The following is a 17,893-nucleotide window of genomic DNA, read 5'->3' as shown; positions in this document are numbered from 1 at the left end:
CTTCGGGCGCCCCGTATCCCGCGCCGTACTCCGGCGGGCCCTACTCCGGTGGGCCGGGGCAGTTCGGGGCGTACCCGGGCAGCAGTCGCCGGGCGGCGGCCCGGGACAGCCGGTCGGGACGTATCCCGGTGGTGGGCCGGGCTTCCCGCCGCCGGGCGCGTGGGCGCCGACGCCGCCGGCGGTCGGTCCGCGGCCCGGGCCGGTGCCGCCACCACCGCGTGAGCCGGCCCGGCCGCCGAAGCGGGTCGATCCGGTCCCCGGTACGCCCTTCGGCGTGGTCCACCTCGACGTGCCGCCGGTGACCTCCGGGCTGGCGGTCGGGTCGCTGGTCACCGGGATCGCCTCGATCCTGGTCTCGCTGCTGGTCTTCTGCTTCGGCCTCGGTGTCGGGAGCGTGAGCGGCGCATGGGCGGCGGGCGCCTTCACCGTGCTGGGCGCGGTGGCCGGTACGGCCGCGATCGTCGCCGGGCTGCTCGCCCGCCGGCAGATCCGCCGGCCCGCTCCGCCGCCGGCCGTGCGCTTCACCGGTCGGGGCCTCGCGGTGGCGGGTCTGAGCTGCGGCGCGGCGGGGTTGGTGCTCAGCCTGCTCGGGCTCGGAGTGGCCCTGGCCGTCCAGTTGACGTGATCGTCGTCACGCGGGTGGATCCGGGATGCCCGGGCCGTGCCGGCCGTGGCCGGGACATCGGGCCCGGTCGGGGCCGCCGGGCCGGGCGGCGGTCGAGCCGCTACACTTGTCGCCGTAGGTGCCCATCGCGGGTGGGCAGGCACGACGGGTGAGGCCGGCGGACTGTGACGCAGTCGCCCGGACCGCTCCGTTTTGACCTGCACGGCTGTGGTAGGTACTCTTTCCCCTTGCGCCCGGGCAAGCCCGGGCAACTCGTGCGTGCGCTGTAGCCGGCTCGACCGGTGATCGCGGGACGGCACGACAGAGCCAAGGATCCGGCGCTCGGTGAGCCGCGTGCCGGTGACACAAACCCGGTCCGACGCGGCAGCGACGGCAACGGGACCGTGATCCGGGCGACACGCCCGACCGCGGGTGCTGGGACCGCCGCGAGGTGGACCCGGTTGGAAGGTAGGAGAGCCGTCCAAGAGGCCGGCTACGAGCAGACGGCGCGGTCGCTACGCAGCGGCCGAAGGGAGCGGAGAAACCCGGTGCCCACCATTCAGCAGCTGGTCCGAAAGGGCCGCCAGGCCAAGACGACCAAGACCAAGACCCCGGCGCTGAAGGGATCCCCTCAGCGGCGCGGTGTGTGCACCCGCGTGTACACCACCACCCCGAAGAAGCCGAACTCGGCGCTCCGCAAGGTCGCTCGTGTCAAGCTCAGCAGCCAGATCGAGGTGACCGCCTACATCCCGGGCGTCGGTCACAACCTGCAGGAGCACTCGATCGTGCTCGTCCGCGGCGGCCGGGTGAAGGACCTCCCCGGCGTGCGTTACAAGATCGTCCGCGGTTCGCTGGACACCCAGGGTGTCCGCAACCGCAAGCAGGCGCGCAGCCGTTACGGCGCGAAGAAGGAGAAGAGCTGACATGCCGCGTAAGGGACCCGCTCCGCGGAAGCCGCTGGTCGCTGACCCGGTGTACAACTCGCCCCTGGTCACCCAGCTGGTGAACAAGATCCTGCTGCGCGGCAAGCGTCAGCTCGCCGAGCGCATCGTGTACGCCGCCCTGGAGGGCTGCCGCGAGAAGAGCGGCACCGACCCGGTCGTCACCCTGAAGCGGGCGATGGACAACGTGAAGCCGACCCTCGAGGTCCGCAGCCGCCGTGTCGGTGGCGCGACCTACCAGGTGCCGGTCGAGGTCCGCCCCGCCCGCGCGACCACTCTCGGTCTGCGCTGGCTGGTGACCTACTCCAAGGCCCGTCGCGAGAAGACCATGGTCGAGCGGCTGATGAACGAGCTGCTGGACGCGAGCAACGGCCTCGGTGCCGCCGTCAAGCGGCGCGAGGACACGCACAAGATGGCCGAGTCCAACAAGGCCTTCGCGCACTACCGCTGGTAACACCCTGGTTCCGGCGCCCCACCGGGCGCCGGAACCGCCACCAGTTGAGTCGAGACGACGATAAGTAGGGATTGAAGTGGCCGCCGCAGACGCGCTCGCCAACGTACGCAACATCGGCATCATGGCGCACATCGATGCCGGTAAGACCACGACCACCGAGCGGATCCTGTTCTACACCGGTATCACGTACAAGATCGGTGAGGTTCACGAGGGCGCTGCCGTCATGGACTGGATGGAGCAGGAGCAGGAGCGTGGTATCACCATCACCTCCGCTGCTACCAAGTGTGAGTGGAAGGGCCACACGATCCAGATCATCGACACGCCCGGTCACGTCGACTTCACGGTCGAGGTCGAGCGGTCGCTGCGGGTGCTGGACGGTGCGGTCGCGGTCTACGACGGTGTCGCCGGCGTGGAGCCGCAGACGGAGAACGTCTGGCGTCAGGCCGACAAGTACCACGTCCCCCGGATGTGCTTCGTCAACAAGCTCGACCGGACCGGTGCCGACTTCTTCCGCTGCGTGCAGATGATGATCGACCGGCTCAACGCCACCCCGCTGGTGCTCCAGATTCCGATCGGGCTCGAGGGCGACCACATCGGCGTCGTCGACCTGATCGGCATGCGCGCCCTCACCTGGCGCGGGGAGACCCAGAAGGGTGAGGACTACGCCATCGAGGAGATCCCGGCCGACCTGGCCGACTCCGCGGCGGAGTGGCGCGAGAAGCTGATGGAGACCCTGGCCGACGTCGACGACGCGATCATGGAGAAGTACCTGGAGGGCGAGGAGATCTCCGTCGAGGAGATCAAGGCCGCCATCCGGCGGGCGACCATCGCCAGCAAGGCCAACCCGGTGCTGTGCGGCTCGGCGTTCAAGAACAAGGGCGTCCAGCCCATGCTCGACGCCGTGGTCGACTTCCTGCCGTCGCCGCTGGACGTCCCGGCCATCGAGGGCACCGCCACCGACGGCGAGACCCCGCTGCAGCGGAAGCCGTCGAAGTCCGAGCCCTTCTCCGGCCTCGCCTTCAAGATCCAGACCGACAAGCACCTCGGCAAGCTCACCTACGTCCGGGTCTACTCCGGCGTGGTCGAGACCGGCACCCAGGTGGTCAACTCCACCAAGGACCGCAAGGAGCGCATCGGCAAGATCTACCAGATGCACGCCAACAAGCGGGAAGAGCGCGGCTCGGCCCAGGCCGGCGACATCATCGCGGTGCAGGGTCTCAAGCAGACCACCACCGGTGACACCCTCTGCGACCCGGCGAACCCGGTCATCCTCGAGTCGATGACCTTCCCCGAGCCGGTCATCGAGGTGGCCATCGAGCCGAAGACCAAGGCCGACCAGGAGAAGCTCAGCACCGCCATCCAGCGGCTGGCCGAGGAGGACCCGACCTTCCGCGTCAAGCTGGACGAGGAGACCGGTCAGACGGTCATCTCCGGCATGGGTGAGCTGCACCTGGACATCCTGGTCGACCGGATGCGCCGCGAGTTCAACGTCGAGGCGAACATCGGTAAGCCGCAGGTGGCGTACCGCGAGACGATCCGCCGCAAGGTGGAGAAGATCGAGTACACCCACAAGAAGCAGACCGGTGGCTCCGGCCAGTACGCCCGCGTCATCGTGAGCGTCGAGCCGCTGCCGCTGGACAACGACTCGCCGACCTACGAGTTCGCGAACGCCGTCACCGGTGGTCGTATCCCCCGGGAGTTCATCCCTTCGGTGGACGCGGGTGCCCAGGACGCGATGCAGTACGGCATTCTCGCCGGCTTCCCGCTGGTGGGTGTCAAGCTGACGCTGCTGGACGGCCAGTACCACGAGGTCGACTCGTCGGAAATGGCATTCAAGATCGCCGGCTCGATGGTGATGAAGGAGGCGGCCCGCAAGGCCGACCCCGCACTGCTCGAGCCGATGATGGCCGTTGAGGTCACCACTCCTGAGGAGAACATGGGTGACGTCATCGGCGACCTCAACTCCCGCCGCGGAATCATCCAGGCGATGGAGGAGCGCAGCGGCGCCCGCATCGTGAAGGCTCTGGTGCCGTTGTCGGAGATGTTCGGCTACGTCGGCGACCTGCGGTCGAAGACCCAGGGCCGGGCTAGCTACAGCATGCAGTTCGACTCCTACGCCGAGGTTCCGCAGAGCGTGGCGAAGGAGATCATCGCCAAGGCGACGGGTGAGTGACGCTCATCCGGATCTGATCCGATGATCCGAGGCTGGTCGCGGGAGGGACTTCCCGCCCGCGGCCACCTCGATCGGATTGCGTGAGACCGGGCCTGTAGGCTTCATCGCCGCAGAACCCACCAAGCTTCCCGGCCGCCAGGCCGGAAAGGCTGTCGACAGAGTCCTAAGCGCCGACCTGGCGCACCGGGGCGAGAAGAACCAAGAAGTCCACAGGAGGACACCAGTGGCGAAGGCGAAGTTCGAGCGGACTAAGCCGCACGTCAACATCGGCACCATTGGTCACATCGACCACGGTAAGACGACGCTGACGGCGGCCATCACCAAGGTCCTGCACGACCAGTTCCCGGACCTCAACCCGTACACGCCGTTCGACGAGATCGACAAGGCGCCGGAGGAGAAGGCCCGCGGCATCACGATCTCCATCGCGCACGTCGAGTACCAGACCGAGGCGCGGCACTACGCGCACGTCGACTGCCCCGGGCACGCCGACTACATCAAGAACATGATCACCGGTGCCGCGCAGATGGACGGCGCGATCCTGGTGGTGGCGGCGACCGACGGCCCGATGCCGCAGACCCGCGAGCACGTGCTGCTGGCCCGTCAGGTCGGTGTGCCGTACATCGTCGTGGCGCTCAACAAGAGCGACATGGTCGACGACGAGGAGCTCCTGGAGCTCGTCGAGCTCGAGGTTCGCGAGCTGCTCTCCTCGCAGGAGTACCCGGGTGACGACCTGCCGGTCGTCCGGGTCTCGGCGCTGAAGGCCCTCGAGGGTGACCCCGAGTGGACCGGCAAGCTCATGGACCTCATGAACGCCGTCGACACCGCGATCCCGCAGCCGGAGCGCGAGACCGAGAAGCCGTTCCTCATGCCGATCGAGGACGTCTTCACGATCACCGGTCGTGGCACCGTGGTGACCGGCCGCGCCGAGCGGGGCATCCTCAAGCCGAACGAGGAGGTCGAGATCGTCGGTATTCGCGAGAAGTCGATGAAGACCACCTGCACCGGCATCGAGATGTTCCGCAAGCTGCTGGACGAGGCGCGGGCCGGTGAGAACGTCGGTCTGCTCCTGCGCGGCATCAAGCGCGAGGACGTCGAGCGCGGCATGGTCGTCATCAAGCCGGGCACCACGACCCCGCACACGGAGTTCGAGGCGACGGTCTACATCCTCTCCAAGGAGGAGGGCGGCCGGCACACCCCGTTCTTCCAGAACTACCGTCCGCAGTTCTACTTCCGGACCACGGACGTCACCGGCGTCGTCACGCTGCCCGAGGGCACCGAGATGGTCATGCCGGGCGACAACACCACCATGACGGTGAAGCTGATCCAGCCCATCGCCATGGAGGAGAACCTGAAGTTCGCGATTCGCGAGGGTGGTCGTACGGTCGGCGCGGGTCGCGTCACCAGCATCATCAAGTGAGTCGGGTAACCCCGATTAGCGTTGCCGCCGGTCGTGCGGCATACTAGTCAGGTTGCGTAACGACGGTCAGTTTCCTGCGTCCGGTGAACGCTGGACCTCCGGGAGACCGACAGTCGCGCGTAGGGTGGTTGATCGCCCAGGCGGTCAACCACCCTCGCACGGCGTCCAGGTCGCGGTGAACGCGATCGGCGCCATGACCCACCGCGTGGTCAGAGAATCGCTCCGGAGTCCCGGGGCGGAGCCTGGCCCGAGGGCGCGACACGCCCGACCGCGGGGGTCGGCGGAAGTGGGCCTGTACCAGCCGGTACAGGCGCCCGCAACACAGCGGCATCGAGAGAAGGAACAGAAGCCACCATGGCGGGACAGAAGATCCGCATCCGGCTCAAGGCCTATGACCACGAGGTCGTCGACTCCTCGGCTCGGAAGATCGTCGAGACGGTGACGCGTACCGGGGCGCAGGTCGCTGGCCCGGTGCCGCTGCCCACGGAGATCAACCGTTTCTGCGTTATCCGCTCGCCGCACAAGTACAAGGACTCGCGCGAGCACTTCGAGATGCGCACGCACAAGCGTCTGATCGACATCATCGACCCGACCCCGAAGACGGTCGACTCGCTCATGCGCCTCGACCTGCCGGCTGGCGTCGACATCGAGATCAAGCTGTAGGGACCGGACAAATGGACAGGCAAGTCAAGGGGATCCTGGGCGCAAAGCTCGGCATGACCCAGGTCTGGGACAACAACAAGGTTGTCCCGGTGACCGTGGTTCAGGCCGGCCCGTGCGTCATCAGCCAGGTTCGTAGCGCCGAGAAGGACGGTTACTCCGCGGTCCAGCTGGCGTACGGCACGATCGACCCGCGCAAGGTCAAGAAGCCGATCAGCGGGCACTACGCGAAGGCGGACGTCGCGCCGCGCCGGCACATCGTCGAGCTGCGCACCGCCGACGCCGCGGACTACTCGCTCGGCCAGGAGGTCACGGTCGAGCAGTTCCCGGCGGGCGTCACCATCGACGTCACCGGCAAGACCAAGGGCAAGGGCTACGCCGGCCCGATGAAGCGGCACGGCTTCCACGGCCTGCGCGCCAGCCACGGTGTCGAGCGCAAGCACCGCTCGCCCGGCTCGATCGGCGCCTGCGCCACCCCGGGTCGCGTCTTCAAGGGCACCCGGATGGCGGGCCGGATGGGTGGCGTGCGCTACACCGTCCAGAACCTGACCGTCCAGGCGGTCGACACCGAGAACAACCTCCTGCTCGTCCGCGGTGCCATCCCCGGCCCCAAGGGTGCGCTGGTCCTGGTCCGTACCGCGGCCAAGACCAAGGTGAAGAAGGGCGGTGCGGCCAAGTGACCACCGTTGACGTCCGCAACGTCGAAGGCGCCAAGAGCGGCTCCGTGGAGCTGCCGGCCGACATCTTCGACGTCCAGGCCAACGTCGCGCTGATGCACCAGGTCGTGGTGGCCCAGCTCGCGGCGGCCCGGCAGGGCACGCACAAGGTCAAGACCCGCGGCGAGGTCGCCGGCGGCGGCAAGAAGCCGTACAAGCAGAAGGGCACCGGTCGTGCCCGGCAGGGCTCGATCCGCGCGCCGCAGTTCGCCGGTGGTGGCGTGGTCCACGGCCCGGTGCCGCGCGACTACAGCCAGCGCACCCCGAAGAAGATGAAGGCCGCCGCCCTGCGTGGCGCCCTCTCCGACCGGGCGCGTGCCGGCCAGGTGCACGTCGTCGAGGCGTTCGTCTCGGGCGAGAAGCCGTCGACCAAGGCCGCCCTGGCCACGCTCACCAAGCTGACCGAGGCCCGTCGGGTCCTGGTCGTGCTGAGCAGCACCGACGAGCTGAACTGGGTGTCGCTGCGGAACCTGCGCAACGCGCGGGACAGCCGGGTGCACCTGATCGAGGCCGGCCAGCTCAACACGTACGACGTGCTGGTGGCCGACGACGTGGTCTTCACCAAGGACGCCCTGGACGAGTTCCTGGGTGTGCCCGCCGAGACCACCGAGGAGGGTGGCAAGTGAGCACGATCGCCGATCCGCGCGACATCATCGTCGCGCCGGTCGTCTCGGAGAAGAGCTACAGCGAGCTGAACCGGAACTGGTACACCTTCCTGGTGCACCCGGACGCCAACAAGACCGAGATCAAGATCGCTATCCAGCAGATCTTCAACGTCCGCGTCCTGACGGTCAACACGCTCAACCGCGAGGGCAAGCGCAAGCGCACCAAGACCGGGTTCGGTCAGCGCAAGTCGACCAAGCGGGCGATCGTGAAGCTGGCTGACGGTGACCGTATCGAGGCCTTCGGCGGCCCGGTCAGCTGAGGGGTGTAGACAATGGCTATTCGTAAGTACAAGCCGACGACGCCGGGCCGGCGTGGCTCCAGCGTCGCCGACTTCGCCGAGATCACCCGGTCGACGCCCGAGAAGTCGCTGCTGGCTCCGCTGCCGAAGAAGGGCGGACGCAACGCCCACGGCCGGATCACCACGCGTCACCACGGTGGCGGCCACAAGCGCCAGTACCGTCTGATCGACTTCAAGCGGGTCGACAAGGACGGCGTGCCGGCGAAGGTCGCGCACATCGAGTACGACCCGAACCGCACCGCGCGTATCGCGCTGCTGCACTACGCCGACGGCGAGAAGCGCTACATCCTCGCGCCGAAGGACCTGAAGCAGGGCGACGCCGTCGAGTCGGGCCCGGGTGCCGACATCAAGCCGGGCAACAACCTGCCGCTGCGCAACATCCCGGTCGGTACCACCATCCACAACGTGGAGCTGCGTCCGGGCGGCGGCGCCAAGCTGGCCCGTTCGGCCGGCGTCGGCATCCAGCTGCTCGGCCGCGAGGGCGTGTACGCGACCCTCCGCATGCCGTCCGGTGAGATCCGGCGGGTGGACGTGCGCTGCCGCGCCAGCGTCGGCGAGATCGGCAACGCCGACCAGTCGAACATCAACTGGGGTAAGGCCGGCCGCATGCGGTGGAAGGGCAAGCGCCCGACCGTCCGTGGTGTGGCGATGAACCCGGTCGACCACCCGCACGGTGGTGGTGAGGGTAAGACCTCCGGCGGTCGCCACCCGGTCAACCCGCAGGGTAAGCCCGAGGGCCGTACCCGTCGTAAGGGCCAGCCGAGCGACCGGCTGATCGTCCGCCGCCGCTACGCCACGCGTAAGCGCGGCTGAGGGAGATAAGACATGCCTCGCAGCCTGAAGAAGGGCCCGTTCATCGACGACCACCTGCTCAAGAAGGTGGAGACGCAGAACGAAAAGGGCTCGAAGAACGTCATCAAGACCTGGTCGCGGCGCTCGACGATCATCCCCGAGATGCTGGGGCACACGATCGCCGTGCACGACGGACGCAAGCACGTCCCGGTTTTCGTGACCGAGGCCATGGTCGGGCACAAGCTCGGCGAGTTCGCGCTGACCCGCACGTTCAAGGGTCACGAGAAGGACGACCGGAAGAGCCGCCGGCGCTGACGCCGCGGGCATACGGATAGAGGAACAAGGGGTTACAGCGATGCCAGGAAAGGGCGACGCTCCGGTGCTTCCGGGCGCGCGGGCGGTTGCGCGGCACGTGCGCATCTCGCCGATGAAGGCGCGCCGGGTGGTCAACCTCGTCCGCGGCCTGCCCGCGAAGGAGGCGCTCACGGTGCTGCAGTTCGCGCCGCAGGCTGCGAGCGAGCAGGTGTACAAGGTGCTCGCGAGCGCGATCGCCAACGCGGAGAACAACGAGCGGCTGGACCCCGATGCGCTGCTCGTCAGCGAGGCGTTCGTCGACGAGGGCCCGACCATGAAGCGGTTCCGGCCGCGTGCGCAGGGCCGGGCGTACCGGATCCGCAAGCGCACGTGCCACATCACCGTGGCGGTCGAGGCGGTCGCTGCGGCGACGCCGAAGAAGGCCACGGCGAAGAAGGCCGCCCCGGCGAAGCAGGCTGAGGCCGCTACGACGGAGAGCACGACGGAGGGTGCCGAGTAATGGGTCAGAAGGTTCACCCCACTGGGTTCCGGCTCGGCATCTCGACCGACTGGAAGTCCCGCTGGTTCGCGGACAAGCTCTACAAGGACTACATCGGCGAGGATGTCAAGATCCGCCGGATGATGTCCAAGGGCCTCGAGCGCGCCGGCATTTCCAAGGTCGACATCGAGCGCACCCGGGACCGGGTCCGCGTCGACATCCACACCGCCCGGCCGGGCATCGTCATCGGCCGTAAGGGTGCGGAGGCCGACCGGATCCGCGGCGAGCTGGAGAAGCTCACCGGCAAGCAGGTGCAGCTGAACATCATCGAGGTCAAGAACCCCGAGTCGGACGCGCAGCTGGTCGCCCAGGGTGTCGCCGAGCAGCTCTCCAGCCGGGTCAGCTTCCGTCGGGCCATGCGCAAGGCGATGCAGTCGGCGATGAAGAACCCGGTCTGCAAGGGCATCCGGGTCCAGGTCTCGGGTCGTCTCGGCGGCGCCGAGATGAGCCGGACCGAGTTCTACCGCGAGGGTCGGGTCCCGCTGCACACGCTGCGGGCCAACATCGAGTACGGCTTCTTCGAGGCCCGTACCACCTTCGGCCGGATCGGCGTGAAGGTCTGGATCTACAAGGGCGACGCCGTCCCGGGCCGGGAGGCTCCGGCCGAGGCGGCTCCGTCGCGCGGTCCGCGCCGTGACCGCGGCGACCGGCCCGAGCGGCCGCGTCGTGGCCGGTCGGGTTCGTCGGGTACGACCGCCGGTGGCACCGAGGCCGGCCGGGCTGCCGCGACCACCATCGCGCAGCAGGCCGAGACGCCGGCCGGCGAGCCGGTCGACGCCGGGGCTGTCGCCGCGGCCGCCACTCAGCCGGCAGAAACGCAGCAGGAGGGCTGACAGATGCTGATGCCGCGCAAGCCCCCGAAGGGCTTCCGCAAGCCGCACCACCCGGACCGCCACGGCGCGTCCAAGGGTGGTAACCGGGTGGTGTTCGGCGAGTTCGGGATCCAGGCTCTCGAGCCGGCGTACGTGACCAACCGCCAGATCGAGTCGGCGCGTATCGCGATGACCCGTCACATCAAGCGTGGTGGCAAGGTCTGGATCACGATCTTCCCGGACCAGGCCCTCACCAAGAAGCCGGCCGAGACCCGGATGGGTTCCGGTAAGGGTTCGCCCGAGTGGTGGGTCGCCAACGTCAAGCCGGGGCGGGTTCTCTTCGAGATGTCCTTCCCCAACGAGCAGATCGCGCGAGAGGCGATGCGTCGCGCGATCCACAAGCTCCCGATGAAGTGCCGCATTGTTACGCGCGAAGTGGGTGAATCCTGATGGCAGCGGGCGTCAAGCCTTCCGAGCTGCGTGAGCTCTCCGAGGAGGAGCTGGTCACGAAGCTGCGTGAGGCCAAGGCGGAGCTGTTCAACCTCCGCGTGCAGGCCGCAACCGGGCAGCTGGACAACAACCGGCGGCTGCAGGTCATCCGTCGGGAGATCGCCCGGATCTACACGATCATGCGTGAGCGTGAGCTGGGTCTCTCGGCCGCGCCGACTGAGGTGACTGCATCATGAGTGAGAACACCGCCACCACCGCCGAAGCGCGGGCCCGCCGTAAGGTGCGTGAGGGCCTCGTGGTCAGCGACAAGATGGAAAAGACCGTCGTGGTCGAGGTCGAGGACCGGGTCAAGCACGCGCTGTACGGCAAGATCATGCGCCGGACGCGCAAGCTGAAGGTGCACGACGAGCAGAACTCCGCCGGGATCGGCGACCGGGTCGTGATCATGGAGACCCGGCCGCTCTCCGCCACCAAGCGGTGGCGGCTCGTGGAGATCCTCGAGAAGGCCAAGTAGCGAAGGCTCGAGCTCGGCCGACATGGTCGGGCGCAGGTTCCGCCAGGCTCCGGCCGCCTCCGGGCGGCCGGAGAACCGGCAGACATAGGAGATAGACGTGATTCAGCAGGAGTCGCGACTGCGCGTCGCCGACAACACGGGTGCCCGGGAGATCCTGTGCATCCGGGTTCTCGGTGGCTCCGGTCGGCGCTACGCGAGCATCGGCGACGTCATCGTGGCCACCGTCAAGGACGCGATCCCCGGTGCCGGTGTGAAGAAGGGCGACGTCGTCAAGGCCGTCGTCGTTCGCACCGCCAAGGAGAAGCGGCGGCCGGACGGTTCGTACATCCGCTTCGACGAGAACGCCGCCGTCATCATCAAGGACGGCGGGGACCCGCGCGGTACCCGTATCTTCGGCCCGGTGGGCCGGGAGCTGCGGGACAAGCGGTTCATGAAGATCATCTCTCTCGCGCCGGAGGTGTTGTGACCGTGAAGGTCAAGAAGGGCGACACGGTCGTCGTCATCGCCGGCAAGGACAAGGGTGCCAAGGGTAAGGTCATCGCGGCCTACCCGCGGCAGGACAAGGTCCTGGTCGAGGGCGTGAACCGGGTCAAGAAGCACACCCGCATCAGCACCACCCAGCGTGGCGCCAAGACCGGTGGCATCGTCACCCAGGAGGCCCCGATCCACGTCTCGAACGTGCAGGTCCTGGACTCCGACGGCAAGCCGACCCGCGTCGGTTACCGGATCGACGACAACGGCCAGAAGGTCCGCATCGCGCGTAGCACCGGTAAGGACCTGTGATGACCACGGCTACCGAAACCAAGACCATGCCGCGCCTCAAGGAGCGGTACCGCAACGAGATCGTGGCGCAGCTGCAGGAGCAGCACAACTACGGCAACCCCATGCAGGTGCCGCGGTTGGTCAAGATCGTCGTCAACATGGGTGTCGGCGAGGCCGCTCGGGACGCCAAGCTGATCGACGGCGCGGTCCGCGACCTGGCCACGATCACCGGCCAGAAGCCGCAGGTGCGGCGGGCGACCAAGTCCATCGCGCAGTTCAAGCTGCGTGAGGGCATGCCGATCGGCGCGAAGGTCACCCTGCGGGGCGACCGGATGTGGGAGTTCCTGGACCGGCTGCTCTCCATCGCGCTGCCGCGTATCCGCGACTTCCGCGGTCTGGACGGGCGCAAGCTCGACGGGCACGGCAACTACACGTTCGGTCTGACCGAGCAGTCGGTGTTCCACGAGATCGACCAGGACAAGATCGATCGCCAGCGGGGCATGGACATCACGGTGGTCACGACCGCCACGACCGACGACGAGGGCCGGGCGCTGCTCAAGCTCCTGGGCTTCCCGTTCAAGGAGAACTGAGATGGCCAAGAAGGCGCTGATCCTCAAGGCGGCCGCGAAGCCGAAGTTCTCGGTTCGCGCGTACACCCGCTGCCAGCGGTGCGGGCGTCCGAAGGCGGTCTACCGCAAGTTCGGTCTCTGCCGGGTGTGCATCCGGGAGATGGCCCACCGCGGTGAGCTGCCCGGCGTGTCCAAGGCTTCCTGGTAATAGCTCGGCGCGCTCTGCGCGTTGGCTGAACTGTCTCTTCGCCGTAGGCCCCGGGCGTGCCCGGGGAACCCCGGCGAGAAAGGTTGACGAATTTCATGACGATGACCGACCCGATCGCAGACATGCTCACGCGTCTGCGTAACGCCAACCAGGCGTACCACGACCGGGTGACGATGCCCTACTCGAAGATCAAGGCGAACATCGCCGAGGTCCTCAAGGCCGAGGGTTACATCGCCACCTGGTCGGTCGAGGAGCCCGAGGAGGGCGCCGTCGGCAAGCGACTGGTCGTCGAGCTGAAGTACGGCCAGAACCGGGAGCGGAGCCTGGCCGGCATCAAGCGCGTGTCCAAGCCCGGTCTCCGGGTGTACGCCAAGTCGGACGGGCTCCCGCGGGTGCTCGGCGGGCTGGGCGTGGCGATCATTTCGACGTCCCAGGGGCTGCTCACCGACCGGCAGGCCCGCAAGCGGAGCGTTGGCGGGGAAGTCCTCGCCTTCGTCTGGTAACGGGAGACAGGTAGAAATGTCGCGTATTGGACGTAAGTCGATCCCGGTACCTTCCGGCGTCGACATCACGATCGAGGGCCAGACCGTCAAGGTCAAGGGCCCCAAGGGCGAGCTGACGCACACCCTGGCCGAGCCGATCAAGGCGGAGCGGGGCGAGGACGGCCAGCTGCACGTCAACCGGCCGAACGACGAGCGCAAGGCCAAGGAGCTGCACGGCCTGAGCCGTACCCTGGTCGCGAACATGATCGTCGGGGTGACCGAGGGCTACCGCAAGAGCCTCGAGATCGCCGGTACCGGTTACCGCGTCACCGCCAAGGGCAAGGACCTGGAGTTCGCGCTCGGGTTCTCGCACCCGGTGCTGGTGCCCGCCCCGGACGGCATCACCTTCACGGTGGAGAAGCCGACCCTGTTCCACGTGGCCGGCATCGACAAGCAGCAGGTCGGTGAGGTTGCCGCCAACATCCGGAAGATCCGCCCGCCGGAGCCCTACAAGGGCAAGGGCGTGAAGTACCAGGGCGAGGTCATCCGCCGCAAGGCTGGAAAGGCAGGTAAGAAGTGAGCGCCACGCTGCTCAAGCGCCGCCGCGGCGTTGCCGCCAAGCGCGCCGTCGGCCGTGCGCGTCGACACTTCCGGGTCCGCAAGAACGTCAGCGGCACCGCCGAGCGTCCCCGCCTGGTCGTCACCCGCTCCCTGCGGCACATCGTCGCCCAGATCGTGGACGACACCAAGGGTCACACCCTGGCGTCGGCCTCGACCCTGGACGCCTCGCTGCGCGGCACCGAGGGCGACAAGAGCGCCCTGGCCGGCAAGGTCGGCGCCCTGCTCGCCGAGCGCGCCAAGGCCGCCGGCGTCTCGAAGGTCGTCTTCGACCGCGGTGGCAACCGGTACGCGGGGCGGGTCGCCGCGCTTGCCGATGCTGCCCGCGAAGCCGGGCTCGAGTTCTAGAAACCCCGTCACGAGAGAGAAGGAAGGCTGCTGATGCCAGGTCAACAGCGCCGTGGCGGCGGGTCCGGTGGCAACGAGGGTGGTCGCCGCGACAACCGCCGTGAGGGCGGCCGCGGAAACGCGCCCGTCGAGAAGACCCCGCACCTCGAGCGGGTCGTCGCGATCAACCGCGTCGCCAAGGTCGTGAAGGGTGGTCGTCGCTTCAGCTTCACCGCCCTGGTGATCGTGGGCGACGGCGACGGCACCGTCGGTGTGGGCTACGGAAAGGCCAAGGAGGTGCCCGCGGCGATCGCCAAGGGTGTCGAGGAGGCCAAGAAGCACTTCTTCAAGGTGCCGCGCATCGGCGCCTCGATCCCGCACCCGGTGACGGGTGAGGACGCCGCGGGCGTGGTGCTGCTCAAGCCGGCCTCGGCCGGTACGGGCGTCATCGCCGGTGGCCCGGTTCGTGCCGTGCTGGAGTGCGCGGGCATCCACGACGTGCTCTCCAAGAGCCTCGGCTCGTCCAACCCGATCAACATCGTGCACGCCACGGTGGCGGCCCTGAAGGGGCTCGAGTCCCCGGAGCAGGTCGCGGCCCGTCGTGGTCTGCCGGTCGAGGACGTCGCGCCGGCCGCCATGCTGGCGTCGCGGGCGGGGGTGGCTTCCTGATGGCTCGCCTGAAGGTCACCCAGGTCCGGTCCGAGATCGGGACCAAGCAGAACCAGCGGCACTCGCTGCGTTCGCTCGGTCTCAAGCGGATCAACGACGTGGTGGTCAAGGAGGATCGGCCGGAGATCCGGGGCATGATCTTCGCGGTCAACCACCTCGTGAAGGTCGAGGAGGTCGAGTAATGACGATCAAGGTCCACCACCTGCGCCCGGCGCCCGGTGCCAAGACCGCCAAGACCCGCGTGGGTCGTGGTGAGGGCTCCAAGGGCAAGACCGCCGGTCGCGGTACGAAGGGTTCCAAGGCCCGGAAGAACATCTCGGCGGCGTTCGAGGGTGGGCAGATGCCCATCCACATGCGCCTGCCGAAGATGAAGGGCTTCAAGAACAAGTTCAAGGTCGTCTTCCAGGTGGTCAACCTGGACCGGCTCGCCGAGCTCTTCCCGAACGGCGGCCAGGTCGGCCCGCTGGAGCTGGTCGAGGCCGGCGCGGTCCGCAAGGGCCAGCCGGTCAAGGTCCTTGGCACCGGCGACCTCGGCGGGGTTGCCCTCCAGGTGTCGGCGCACGCGTTCAGCGCGTCGGCCAAGGAGAAGATCACCGCCGCCGGTGGCTCGGTCACCGAGCTGTAAGGCGAATGTCATGGCGCCCGCTCAGTTGTCCGCAACTGGGCGGGCGCCATGGTCTACACGGCGCGTGTGCGCCAAGTAACATCGGATTCGGTTTATGTAGCCGGGCACACCTGCCCGGACCGGGATCGGACTGTTAGAGTCCCATCCCAGCTATGGATATCGGGCGCTCGCCCGGCACCCACCCCGACCCGCCAGGGATCACCGGCGGCCCGCCGCGCGCAGGAGGAAGAAGTTGCTGTCCGCCTTTCTCAGTGCGTTCCGTACGCCTGACCTGCGCAAGAAGCTGCTGTTCACAGTAGGCATCATCGCGGTCTACCGGTTGGGCGCGACCCTGCCCAGCCCGGGTGTGTCGTACGGCAACGTGCAGAAGTGTCTCGACACCATCCAGGGCAGTGGCACCGGTGTGCTGAACCTGCTCGACCTCTTCTCCGGGGGCGCGCTGCTGCAGCTCTCGGTCTTCGCGCTGGGCATCATGCCCTACATCACCGCGTCGATCATCCTGCAGCTGCTGACGGTGGTCATCCCGCGGCTGGAGCAGCTCCGCAAGGAGGGCCAGGCCGGCCAGGCGAAGATCACCCAGTACACCCGCTACCTGACCCTGGGCCTGGGCATCCTCCAGTCCTCGGCGTTCGTGGCGCTGGCCCGCTCCGGGCAGCTCTTCCAGAACAAGTGCGACCAGTTCCCGATCGTGCCCAAGGGCACCGGCATCCCGGACTGGCTGACGCTGACCATCCTGGTCATGACGATGACCGCCGGCACCGGCGTGGTGATGTGGCTCGGCGAGCTGATCACCGACCGGGGCGTCGGCAACGGCATGTCGGTCCTGATCTTCACCTCGATCGCGGCCCGACTGCCCAGCGAAGGCTGGAAGATCAAGACCAGCAAGGGCTGGTGGATGTTCTTCCTCGTCATCGCCCTGGTCCTGCTGGTCATCACCGCGGTCACCTTCATCGAGCAGGCGCAGCGCCGGATCCCGGTGCAGTACGCCAAGCGCATGATCGGCCGGCGGATGTACGGCGGCACCTCCACCTACATCCCGCTCAAGGTGAACCAGGCCGGCGTCATCCCGGTCATCTTCGCCTCGTCGCTGCTCTACCTGCCGCAGCTCGCGCTCCAGTTCTTCGACCAGACCAACCCGGGCAAGACCCAGGCCTGGATCACGAACCACATCGTGAAGCCGGCGGCGCCGGAGCACATCGCGATCTACTTCCTGCTGATCATCTTCTTCACGTACTTCTACGTGTCCATCACGTTCAACCCGACCGAGGTCGCGGACAACATGAAGAAGTACGGCGGCTTCGTGCCGGGCATCCGCCCGGGCAAGCCGACCGCGGAGTACCTCGACTTCATCCTCAGCCGGATCACCCTGCCGGGCGCGCTCTACCTGGGCATCATCGCGATCCTGCCGAACTTCTTCTTCATCTGGCTGGACAACCAGCAGTTCCAGAACTTCCCGTTCGGCGGCACCGCTGTGCTCATCATGGTCGGCGTCGGTCTGGAGACCGTGAAGCAGATCGAGAGCCAACTCATGCAGCGGAACTACGAAGGGTTCCTGCGGTAGATGCGACTCGTTCTGGTTGGCCCGCCGGGCGCGGGCAAGGGCACGCAGGCGGAGTTCATCGCGGCTCACCTGTCGGTGCCGAAGATCTCGACCGGTGACATCTTCCGGGCCAACGTCTCGCAGGGCACGCCGCTGGGCGTCGAGGCCAAGCGGTACATGGACGCCGGCAAGCTCGTCCCGGACGAGGTCACCATCAACATGGTGCGGGACCGGCTCGCCGAGCCGGACGCCGCCGAGGGCTTCCTGCTCGACGGCTTCCCCCGTACGACGCCGCAGGCCGCCGCGCTGGACAAGCTCCTCGCCGACCTGGGCACCGCGCTGGACCTGGTGCTGGAGCTGGTCGTCGACGACGACGAGGTGATCCGGCGGCTCTCCGGCCGACGCACCTGCCGGGGCTGCGGCAAGATCTGGCACGTCGAGTTCGACGCGACCACCAAGGACGGCATCTGCGACCGCTGCGGCGCCGAGCTGTTCCAGCGCGACGACGACAAGCCGGAGACGATCGCCGCGCGCCTGCGGGAGTACGCCGAGAAGACCGCGCCGCTGGTCGACTACTACGGCGCCCAGGGCAAGCTGGTCGGCATCGACGCGACCGGGCCGGTGGAGGACGTCACCGTCCGCGCCATCGACGCCCTGCGCTCCTACGGCGGCTGACGGCCCGCCGGCCTCCCGGCGGATAGAGTGCGAACAGCGGGGTACGTCCGACGTGCCCCGCTGTTCCG

General features: G+C 68.0%; 28 protein-coding genes. All 28 read left to right on the top strand.

Translation table 11 applies throughout. From position 1 onward, the window contains the following. Positions 1 to 202 precede the first annotated feature (202 nt). The 28 genes from MRQ36_RS09390 to MRQ36_RS09255 all read left to right on the top strand — a co-directional run bounded on the left by MRQ36_RS09390 (position 203) and on the right by MRQ36_RS09255 (position 17,825). A complete protein-coding gene (locus tag MRQ36_RS09390) occupies positions 203 to 625 on the top strand; it encodes a hypothetical protein (protein ID WP_242794492.1) in 423 nt (140 codons plus the stop codon). Positions 626 to 1,152: 527 nt separating this feature from the next. After that, a complete protein-coding gene (gene rpsL, locus MRQ36_RS09385) occupies positions 1,153 to 1,527 on the top strand; it encodes a 30S ribosomal protein S12 (RefSeq protein ID WP_007465318.1) in 375 nt (124 codons plus the stop codon). 1 nt (position 1,528) lies between these two features. Then, positions 1,529 to 1,999, top strand: coding sequence for a 30S ribosomal protein S7 (gene rpsG, locus MRQ36_RS09380; RefSeq protein ID WP_091079418.1), 471 nt, complete (start codon positions 1,529 to 1,531; stop codon positions 1,997 to 1,999). A gap of 76 nt (positions 2,000 to 2,075) precedes the next feature. After that, positions 2,076 to 4,172 carry an elongation factor G gene (gene fusA, locus MRQ36_RS09375; RefSeq protein WP_308194794.1) on the top strand — a complete coding sequence of 699 codons (2,097 nt, stop codon included), beginning with the start codon at positions 2,076 to 2,078 and terminating at the stop codon, positions 4,170 to 4,172. 223 nt (positions 4,173 to 4,395) lie between these two features. After that, positions 4,396 to 5,589 carry an elongation factor Tu gene (tuf, locus tag MRQ36_RS09370; RefSeq protein WP_242794491.1) on the top strand — a complete coding sequence of 398 codons (1,194 nt, stop codon included), beginning with the start codon at positions 4,396 to 4,398 and terminating at the stop codon, positions 5,587 to 5,589. A 354-nt stretch (positions 5,590 to 5,943) separates the two neighbouring features. Continuing rightward, positions 5,944 to 6,252: a 30S ribosomal protein S10 gene (gene rpsJ, locus MRQ36_RS09365; protein ID WP_007073037.1), complete on the top strand. Its 309-nt coding sequence runs from the start codon at positions 5,944 to 5,946 to the stop codon at positions 6,250 to 6,252. A gap of 11 nt (positions 6,253 to 6,263) precedes the next feature. After that, entirely contained in the window at positions 6,264 to 6,929 is a 666-nt protein-coding gene (rplC, locus tag MRQ36_RS09360; RefSeq protein ID WP_242794490.1) for a 50S ribosomal protein L3, read from the top strand. Continuing rightward, complete coding sequence (gene rplD / locus MRQ36_RS09355) at positions 6,926 to 7,591, top strand: 50S ribosomal protein L4 (protein WP_242794489.1); 666 nt, start codon at positions 6,926 to 6,928, stop codon at positions 7,589 to 7,591. Before rplC ends, rplD begins: the two co-directional genes overlap by 4 nt. Then, entirely contained in the window at positions 7,588 to 7,890 is a 303-nt protein-coding gene (gene rplW / locus MRQ36_RS09350; RefSeq protein ID WP_091317975.1) for a 50S ribosomal protein L23, read from the top strand. The genes rplD and rplW overlap by 4 nt, the downstream gene beginning before the upstream one ends. Before the next feature lie 12 nt (positions 7,891 to 7,902). Beyond that, the gene (gene rplB, locus MRQ36_RS09345; RefSeq protein WP_242794488.1) at positions 7,903 to 8,742 is read left to right on the top strand and encodes a 50S ribosomal protein L2; all 840 of its coding nucleotides are present in this window, start codon (positions 7,903 to 7,905) and stop codon (positions 8,740 to 8,742) included. A gap of 12 nt (positions 8,743 to 8,754) precedes the next feature. After that, complete coding sequence (rpsS, locus tag MRQ36_RS09340) at positions 8,755 to 9,036, top strand: 30S ribosomal protein S19 (RefSeq protein WP_013735950.1); 282 nt, start codon at positions 8,755 to 8,757, stop codon at positions 9,034 to 9,036. 40 nt (positions 9,037 to 9,076) lie between these two features. Next, positions 9,077 to 9,535, top strand: a complete 459-nt coding sequence (gene rplV / locus MRQ36_RS09335) for a 50S ribosomal protein L22 (RefSeq protein ID WP_242794487.1) — start codon at positions 9,077 to 9,079, stop codon at positions 9,533 to 9,535. After that, a complete protein-coding gene (gene rpsC, locus MRQ36_RS09330; RefSeq protein WP_189195425.1) occupies positions 9,535 to 10,407 on the top strand; it encodes a 30S ribosomal protein S3 in 873 nt (290 codons plus the stop codon). The genes rplV and rpsC overlap by 1 nt, the downstream gene beginning before the upstream one ends. 3 nt (positions 10,408 to 10,410) lie before the next feature. Next, complete coding sequence (gene rplP / locus MRQ36_RS09325; protein WP_073834927.1) at positions 10,411 to 10,836, top strand: 50S ribosomal protein L16; 426 nt, start codon at positions 10,411 to 10,413, stop codon at positions 10,834 to 10,836. Continuing rightward, positions 10,836 to 11,072: a 50S ribosomal protein L29 gene (gene rpmC / locus MRQ36_RS09320; protein ID WP_013288628.1), complete on the top strand. Its 237-nt coding sequence runs from the start codon at positions 10,836 to 10,838 to the stop codon at positions 11,070 to 11,072. The genes rplP and rpmC overlap by 1 nt, the downstream gene beginning before the upstream one ends. After that, a complete protein-coding gene (gene rpsQ / locus MRQ36_RS09315) occupies positions 11,069 to 11,350 on the top strand; it encodes a 30S ribosomal protein S17 (protein WP_242794486.1) in 282 nt (93 codons plus the stop codon). The genes rpmC and rpsQ overlap by 4 nt, the downstream gene beginning before the upstream one ends. Positions 11,351 to 11,447: 97 nt before the next feature. Further along, the gene (rplN, locus tag MRQ36_RS09310; protein WP_007073026.1) at positions 11,448 to 11,816 is read left to right on the top strand and encodes a 50S ribosomal protein L14; all 369 of its coding nucleotides are present in this window, start codon (positions 11,448 to 11,450) and stop codon (positions 11,814 to 11,816) included. Continuing rightward, a complete protein-coding gene (rplX, locus tag MRQ36_RS09305; protein ID WP_007465276.1) occupies positions 11,813 to 12,133 on the top strand; it encodes a 50S ribosomal protein L24 in 321 nt (106 codons plus the stop codon). The genes rplN and rplX overlap by 4 nt, the downstream gene beginning before the upstream one ends. Continuing rightward, a complete protein-coding gene (rplE, locus tag MRQ36_RS09300; protein WP_123240579.1) occupies positions 12,133 to 12,702 on the top strand; it encodes a 50S ribosomal protein L5 in 570 nt (189 codons plus the stop codon). The genes rplX and rplE overlap by 1 nt, the downstream gene beginning before the upstream one ends. A 1-nt stretch (position 12,703) precedes the next feature. Further along, positions 12,704 to 12,889, top strand: coding sequence for a type Z 30S ribosomal protein S14 (locus MRQ36_RS09295; protein WP_007073023.1), 186 nt, complete (start codon positions 12,704 to 12,706; stop codon positions 12,887 to 12,889). 95 nt (positions 12,890 to 12,984) lie between these two features. Continuing rightward, positions 12,985 to 13,392: a 30S ribosomal protein S8 gene (gene rpsH / locus MRQ36_RS09290; RefSeq protein ID WP_013288624.1), complete on the top strand. Its 408-nt coding sequence runs from the start codon at positions 12,985 to 12,987 to the stop codon at positions 13,390 to 13,392. Between the two features lie 16 nt (positions 13,393 to 13,408). Then, a complete protein-coding gene (gene rplF, locus MRQ36_RS09285; protein WP_242794485.1) occupies positions 13,409 to 13,951 on the top strand; it encodes a 50S ribosomal protein L6 in 543 nt (180 codons plus the stop codon). A gap of 8 nt (positions 13,952 to 13,959) precedes the next feature. Next, positions 13,960 to 14,337 carry a 50S ribosomal protein L18 gene (gene rplR / locus MRQ36_RS09280; RefSeq protein WP_172896629.1) on the top strand — a complete coding sequence of 126 codons (378 nt, stop codon included), beginning with the start codon at positions 13,960 to 13,962 and terminating at the stop codon, positions 14,335 to 14,337. Between the two features lie 33 nt (positions 14,338 to 14,370). After that, the gene (rpsE, locus tag MRQ36_RS09275) at positions 14,371 to 14,985 is read left to right on the top strand and encodes a 30S ribosomal protein S5 (protein ID WP_018784559.1); all 615 of its coding nucleotides are present in this window, start codon (positions 14,371 to 14,373) and stop codon (positions 14,983 to 14,985) included. Beyond that, positions 14,985 to 15,167, top strand: a complete 183-nt coding sequence (gene rpmD, locus MRQ36_RS09270; RefSeq protein ID WP_229400546.1) for a 50S ribosomal protein L30 — start codon at positions 14,985 to 14,987, stop codon at positions 15,165 to 15,167. Before rpsE ends, rpmD begins: the two co-directional genes overlap by 1 nt. Beyond that, positions 15,167 to 15,610 (top strand): 50S ribosomal protein L15, encoded by a 444-nt coding sequence (rplO, locus tag MRQ36_RS09265; protein ID WP_088991891.1) that lies wholly within the window; start codon positions 15,167 to 15,169, stop codon positions 15,608 to 15,610. The genes rpmD and rplO overlap by 1 nt, the downstream gene beginning before the upstream one ends. A 232-nt stretch (positions 15,611 to 15,842) precedes the next feature. Continuing rightward, on the top strand, positions 15,843 to 17,171 hold the full coding sequence (secY, locus tag MRQ36_RS09260; protein ID WP_242794484.1) for a preprotein translocase subunit SecY: 1,329 nt from the start codon (positions 15,843 to 15,845) through the stop codon (positions 17,169 to 17,171). Beyond that, positions 17,172 to 17,825: an adenylate kinase gene (locus MRQ36_RS09255; protein WP_242794483.1), complete on the top strand. Its 654-nt coding sequence runs from the start codon at positions 17,172 to 17,174 to the stop codon at positions 17,823 to 17,825. It abuts the gene before it with no gap. Positions 17,826 to 17,893 lie beyond the last annotated feature (68 nt).

The organism is Micromonospora sp. R77, from assembly GCF_022747945.1.
Lineage (GTDB): Bacteria > Actinomycetota > Actinomycetes > Mycobacteriales > Micromonosporaceae > Micromonospora.
Note: the sequence above shows the minus strand (reverse complement) of the source record. Positions and strands in the feature narration are given on the sequence as shown.

Excerpts from the sequence above, each read along its gene's own strand:
- rpsG (WP_091079418.1), top strand. The coding sequence starts at position 1,529 with ATGCCGCGTAAGGGACCCGCTCCGCGGAAGCCGCTGGTCGCTGACCCG.
- rpsJ (WP_007073037.1), top strand. The coding sequence starts at position 5,944 with ATGGCGGGACAGAAGATCCGCATCCGGCTCAAGGCCTATGACCACGAG.
- rplC (WP_242794490.1), top strand. The coding sequence starts at position 6,264 with ATGGACAGGCAAGTCAAGGGGATCCTGGGCGCAAAGCTCGGCATGACC.
- rplB (WP_242794488.1), top strand. The coding sequence starts at position 7,903 with ATGGCTATTCGTAAGTACAAGCCGACGACGCCGGGCCGGCGTGGCTCC.
- rpsS (WP_013735950.1), top strand. The coding sequence starts at position 8,755 with ATGCCTCGCAGCCTGAAGAAGGGCCCGTTCATCGACGACCACCTGCTC.
- rplV (WP_242794487.1), top strand. The coding sequence starts at position 9,077 with ATGCCAGGAAAGGGCGACGCTCCGGTGCTTCCGGGCGCGCGGGCGGTT.
- rpsC (WP_189195425.1), top strand. The coding sequence starts at position 9,535 with ATGGGTCAGAAGGTTCACCCCACTGGGTTCCGGCTCGGCATCTCGACC.
- rplP (WP_073834927.1), top strand. The coding sequence starts at position 10,411 with ATGCTGATGCCGCGCAAGCCCCCGAAGGGCTTCCGCAAGCCGCACCAC.
- rpmC (WP_013288628.1), top strand. The coding sequence starts at position 10,836 with ATGGCAGCGGGCGTCAAGCCTTCCGAGCTGCGTGAGCTCTCCGAGGAG.
- rpsQ (WP_242794486.1), top strand. The coding sequence starts at position 11,069 with ATGAGTGAGAACACCGCCACCACCGCCGAAGCGCGGGCCCGCCGTAAG.
- rplE (WP_123240579.1), top strand. The coding sequence starts at position 12,133 with ATGACCACGGCTACCGAAACCAAGACCATGCCGCGCCTCAAGGAGCGG.
- MRQ36_RS09295 (WP_007073023.1), top strand. The coding sequence starts at position 12,704 with ATGGCCAAGAAGGCGCTGATCCTCAAGGCGGCCGCGAAGCCGAAGTTC.
- rpsH (WP_013288624.1), top strand. The coding sequence starts at position 12,985 with ATGACGATGACCGACCCGATCGCAGACATGCTCACGCGTCTGCGTAAC.
- rplF (WP_242794485.1), top strand. The coding sequence starts at position 13,409 with ATGTCGCGTATTGGACGTAAGTCGATCCCGGTACCTTCCGGCGTCGAC.
- rpsE (WP_018784559.1), top strand. The coding sequence starts at position 14,371 with ATGCCAGGTCAACAGCGCCGTGGCGGCGGGTCCGGTGGCAACGAGGGT.
- rpmD (WP_229400546.1), top strand. The coding sequence starts at position 14,985 with ATGGCTCGCCTGAAGGTCACCCAGGTCCGGTCCGAGATCGGGACCAAG.
- rplO (WP_088991891.1), top strand. The coding sequence starts at position 15,167 with ATGACGATCAAGGTCCACCACCTGCGCCCGGCGCCCGGTGCCAAGACC.
- MRQ36_RS09255 (WP_242794483.1), top strand. The coding sequence starts at position 17,172 with ATGCGACTCGTTCTGGTTGGCCCGCCGGGCGCGGGCAAGGGCACGCAG.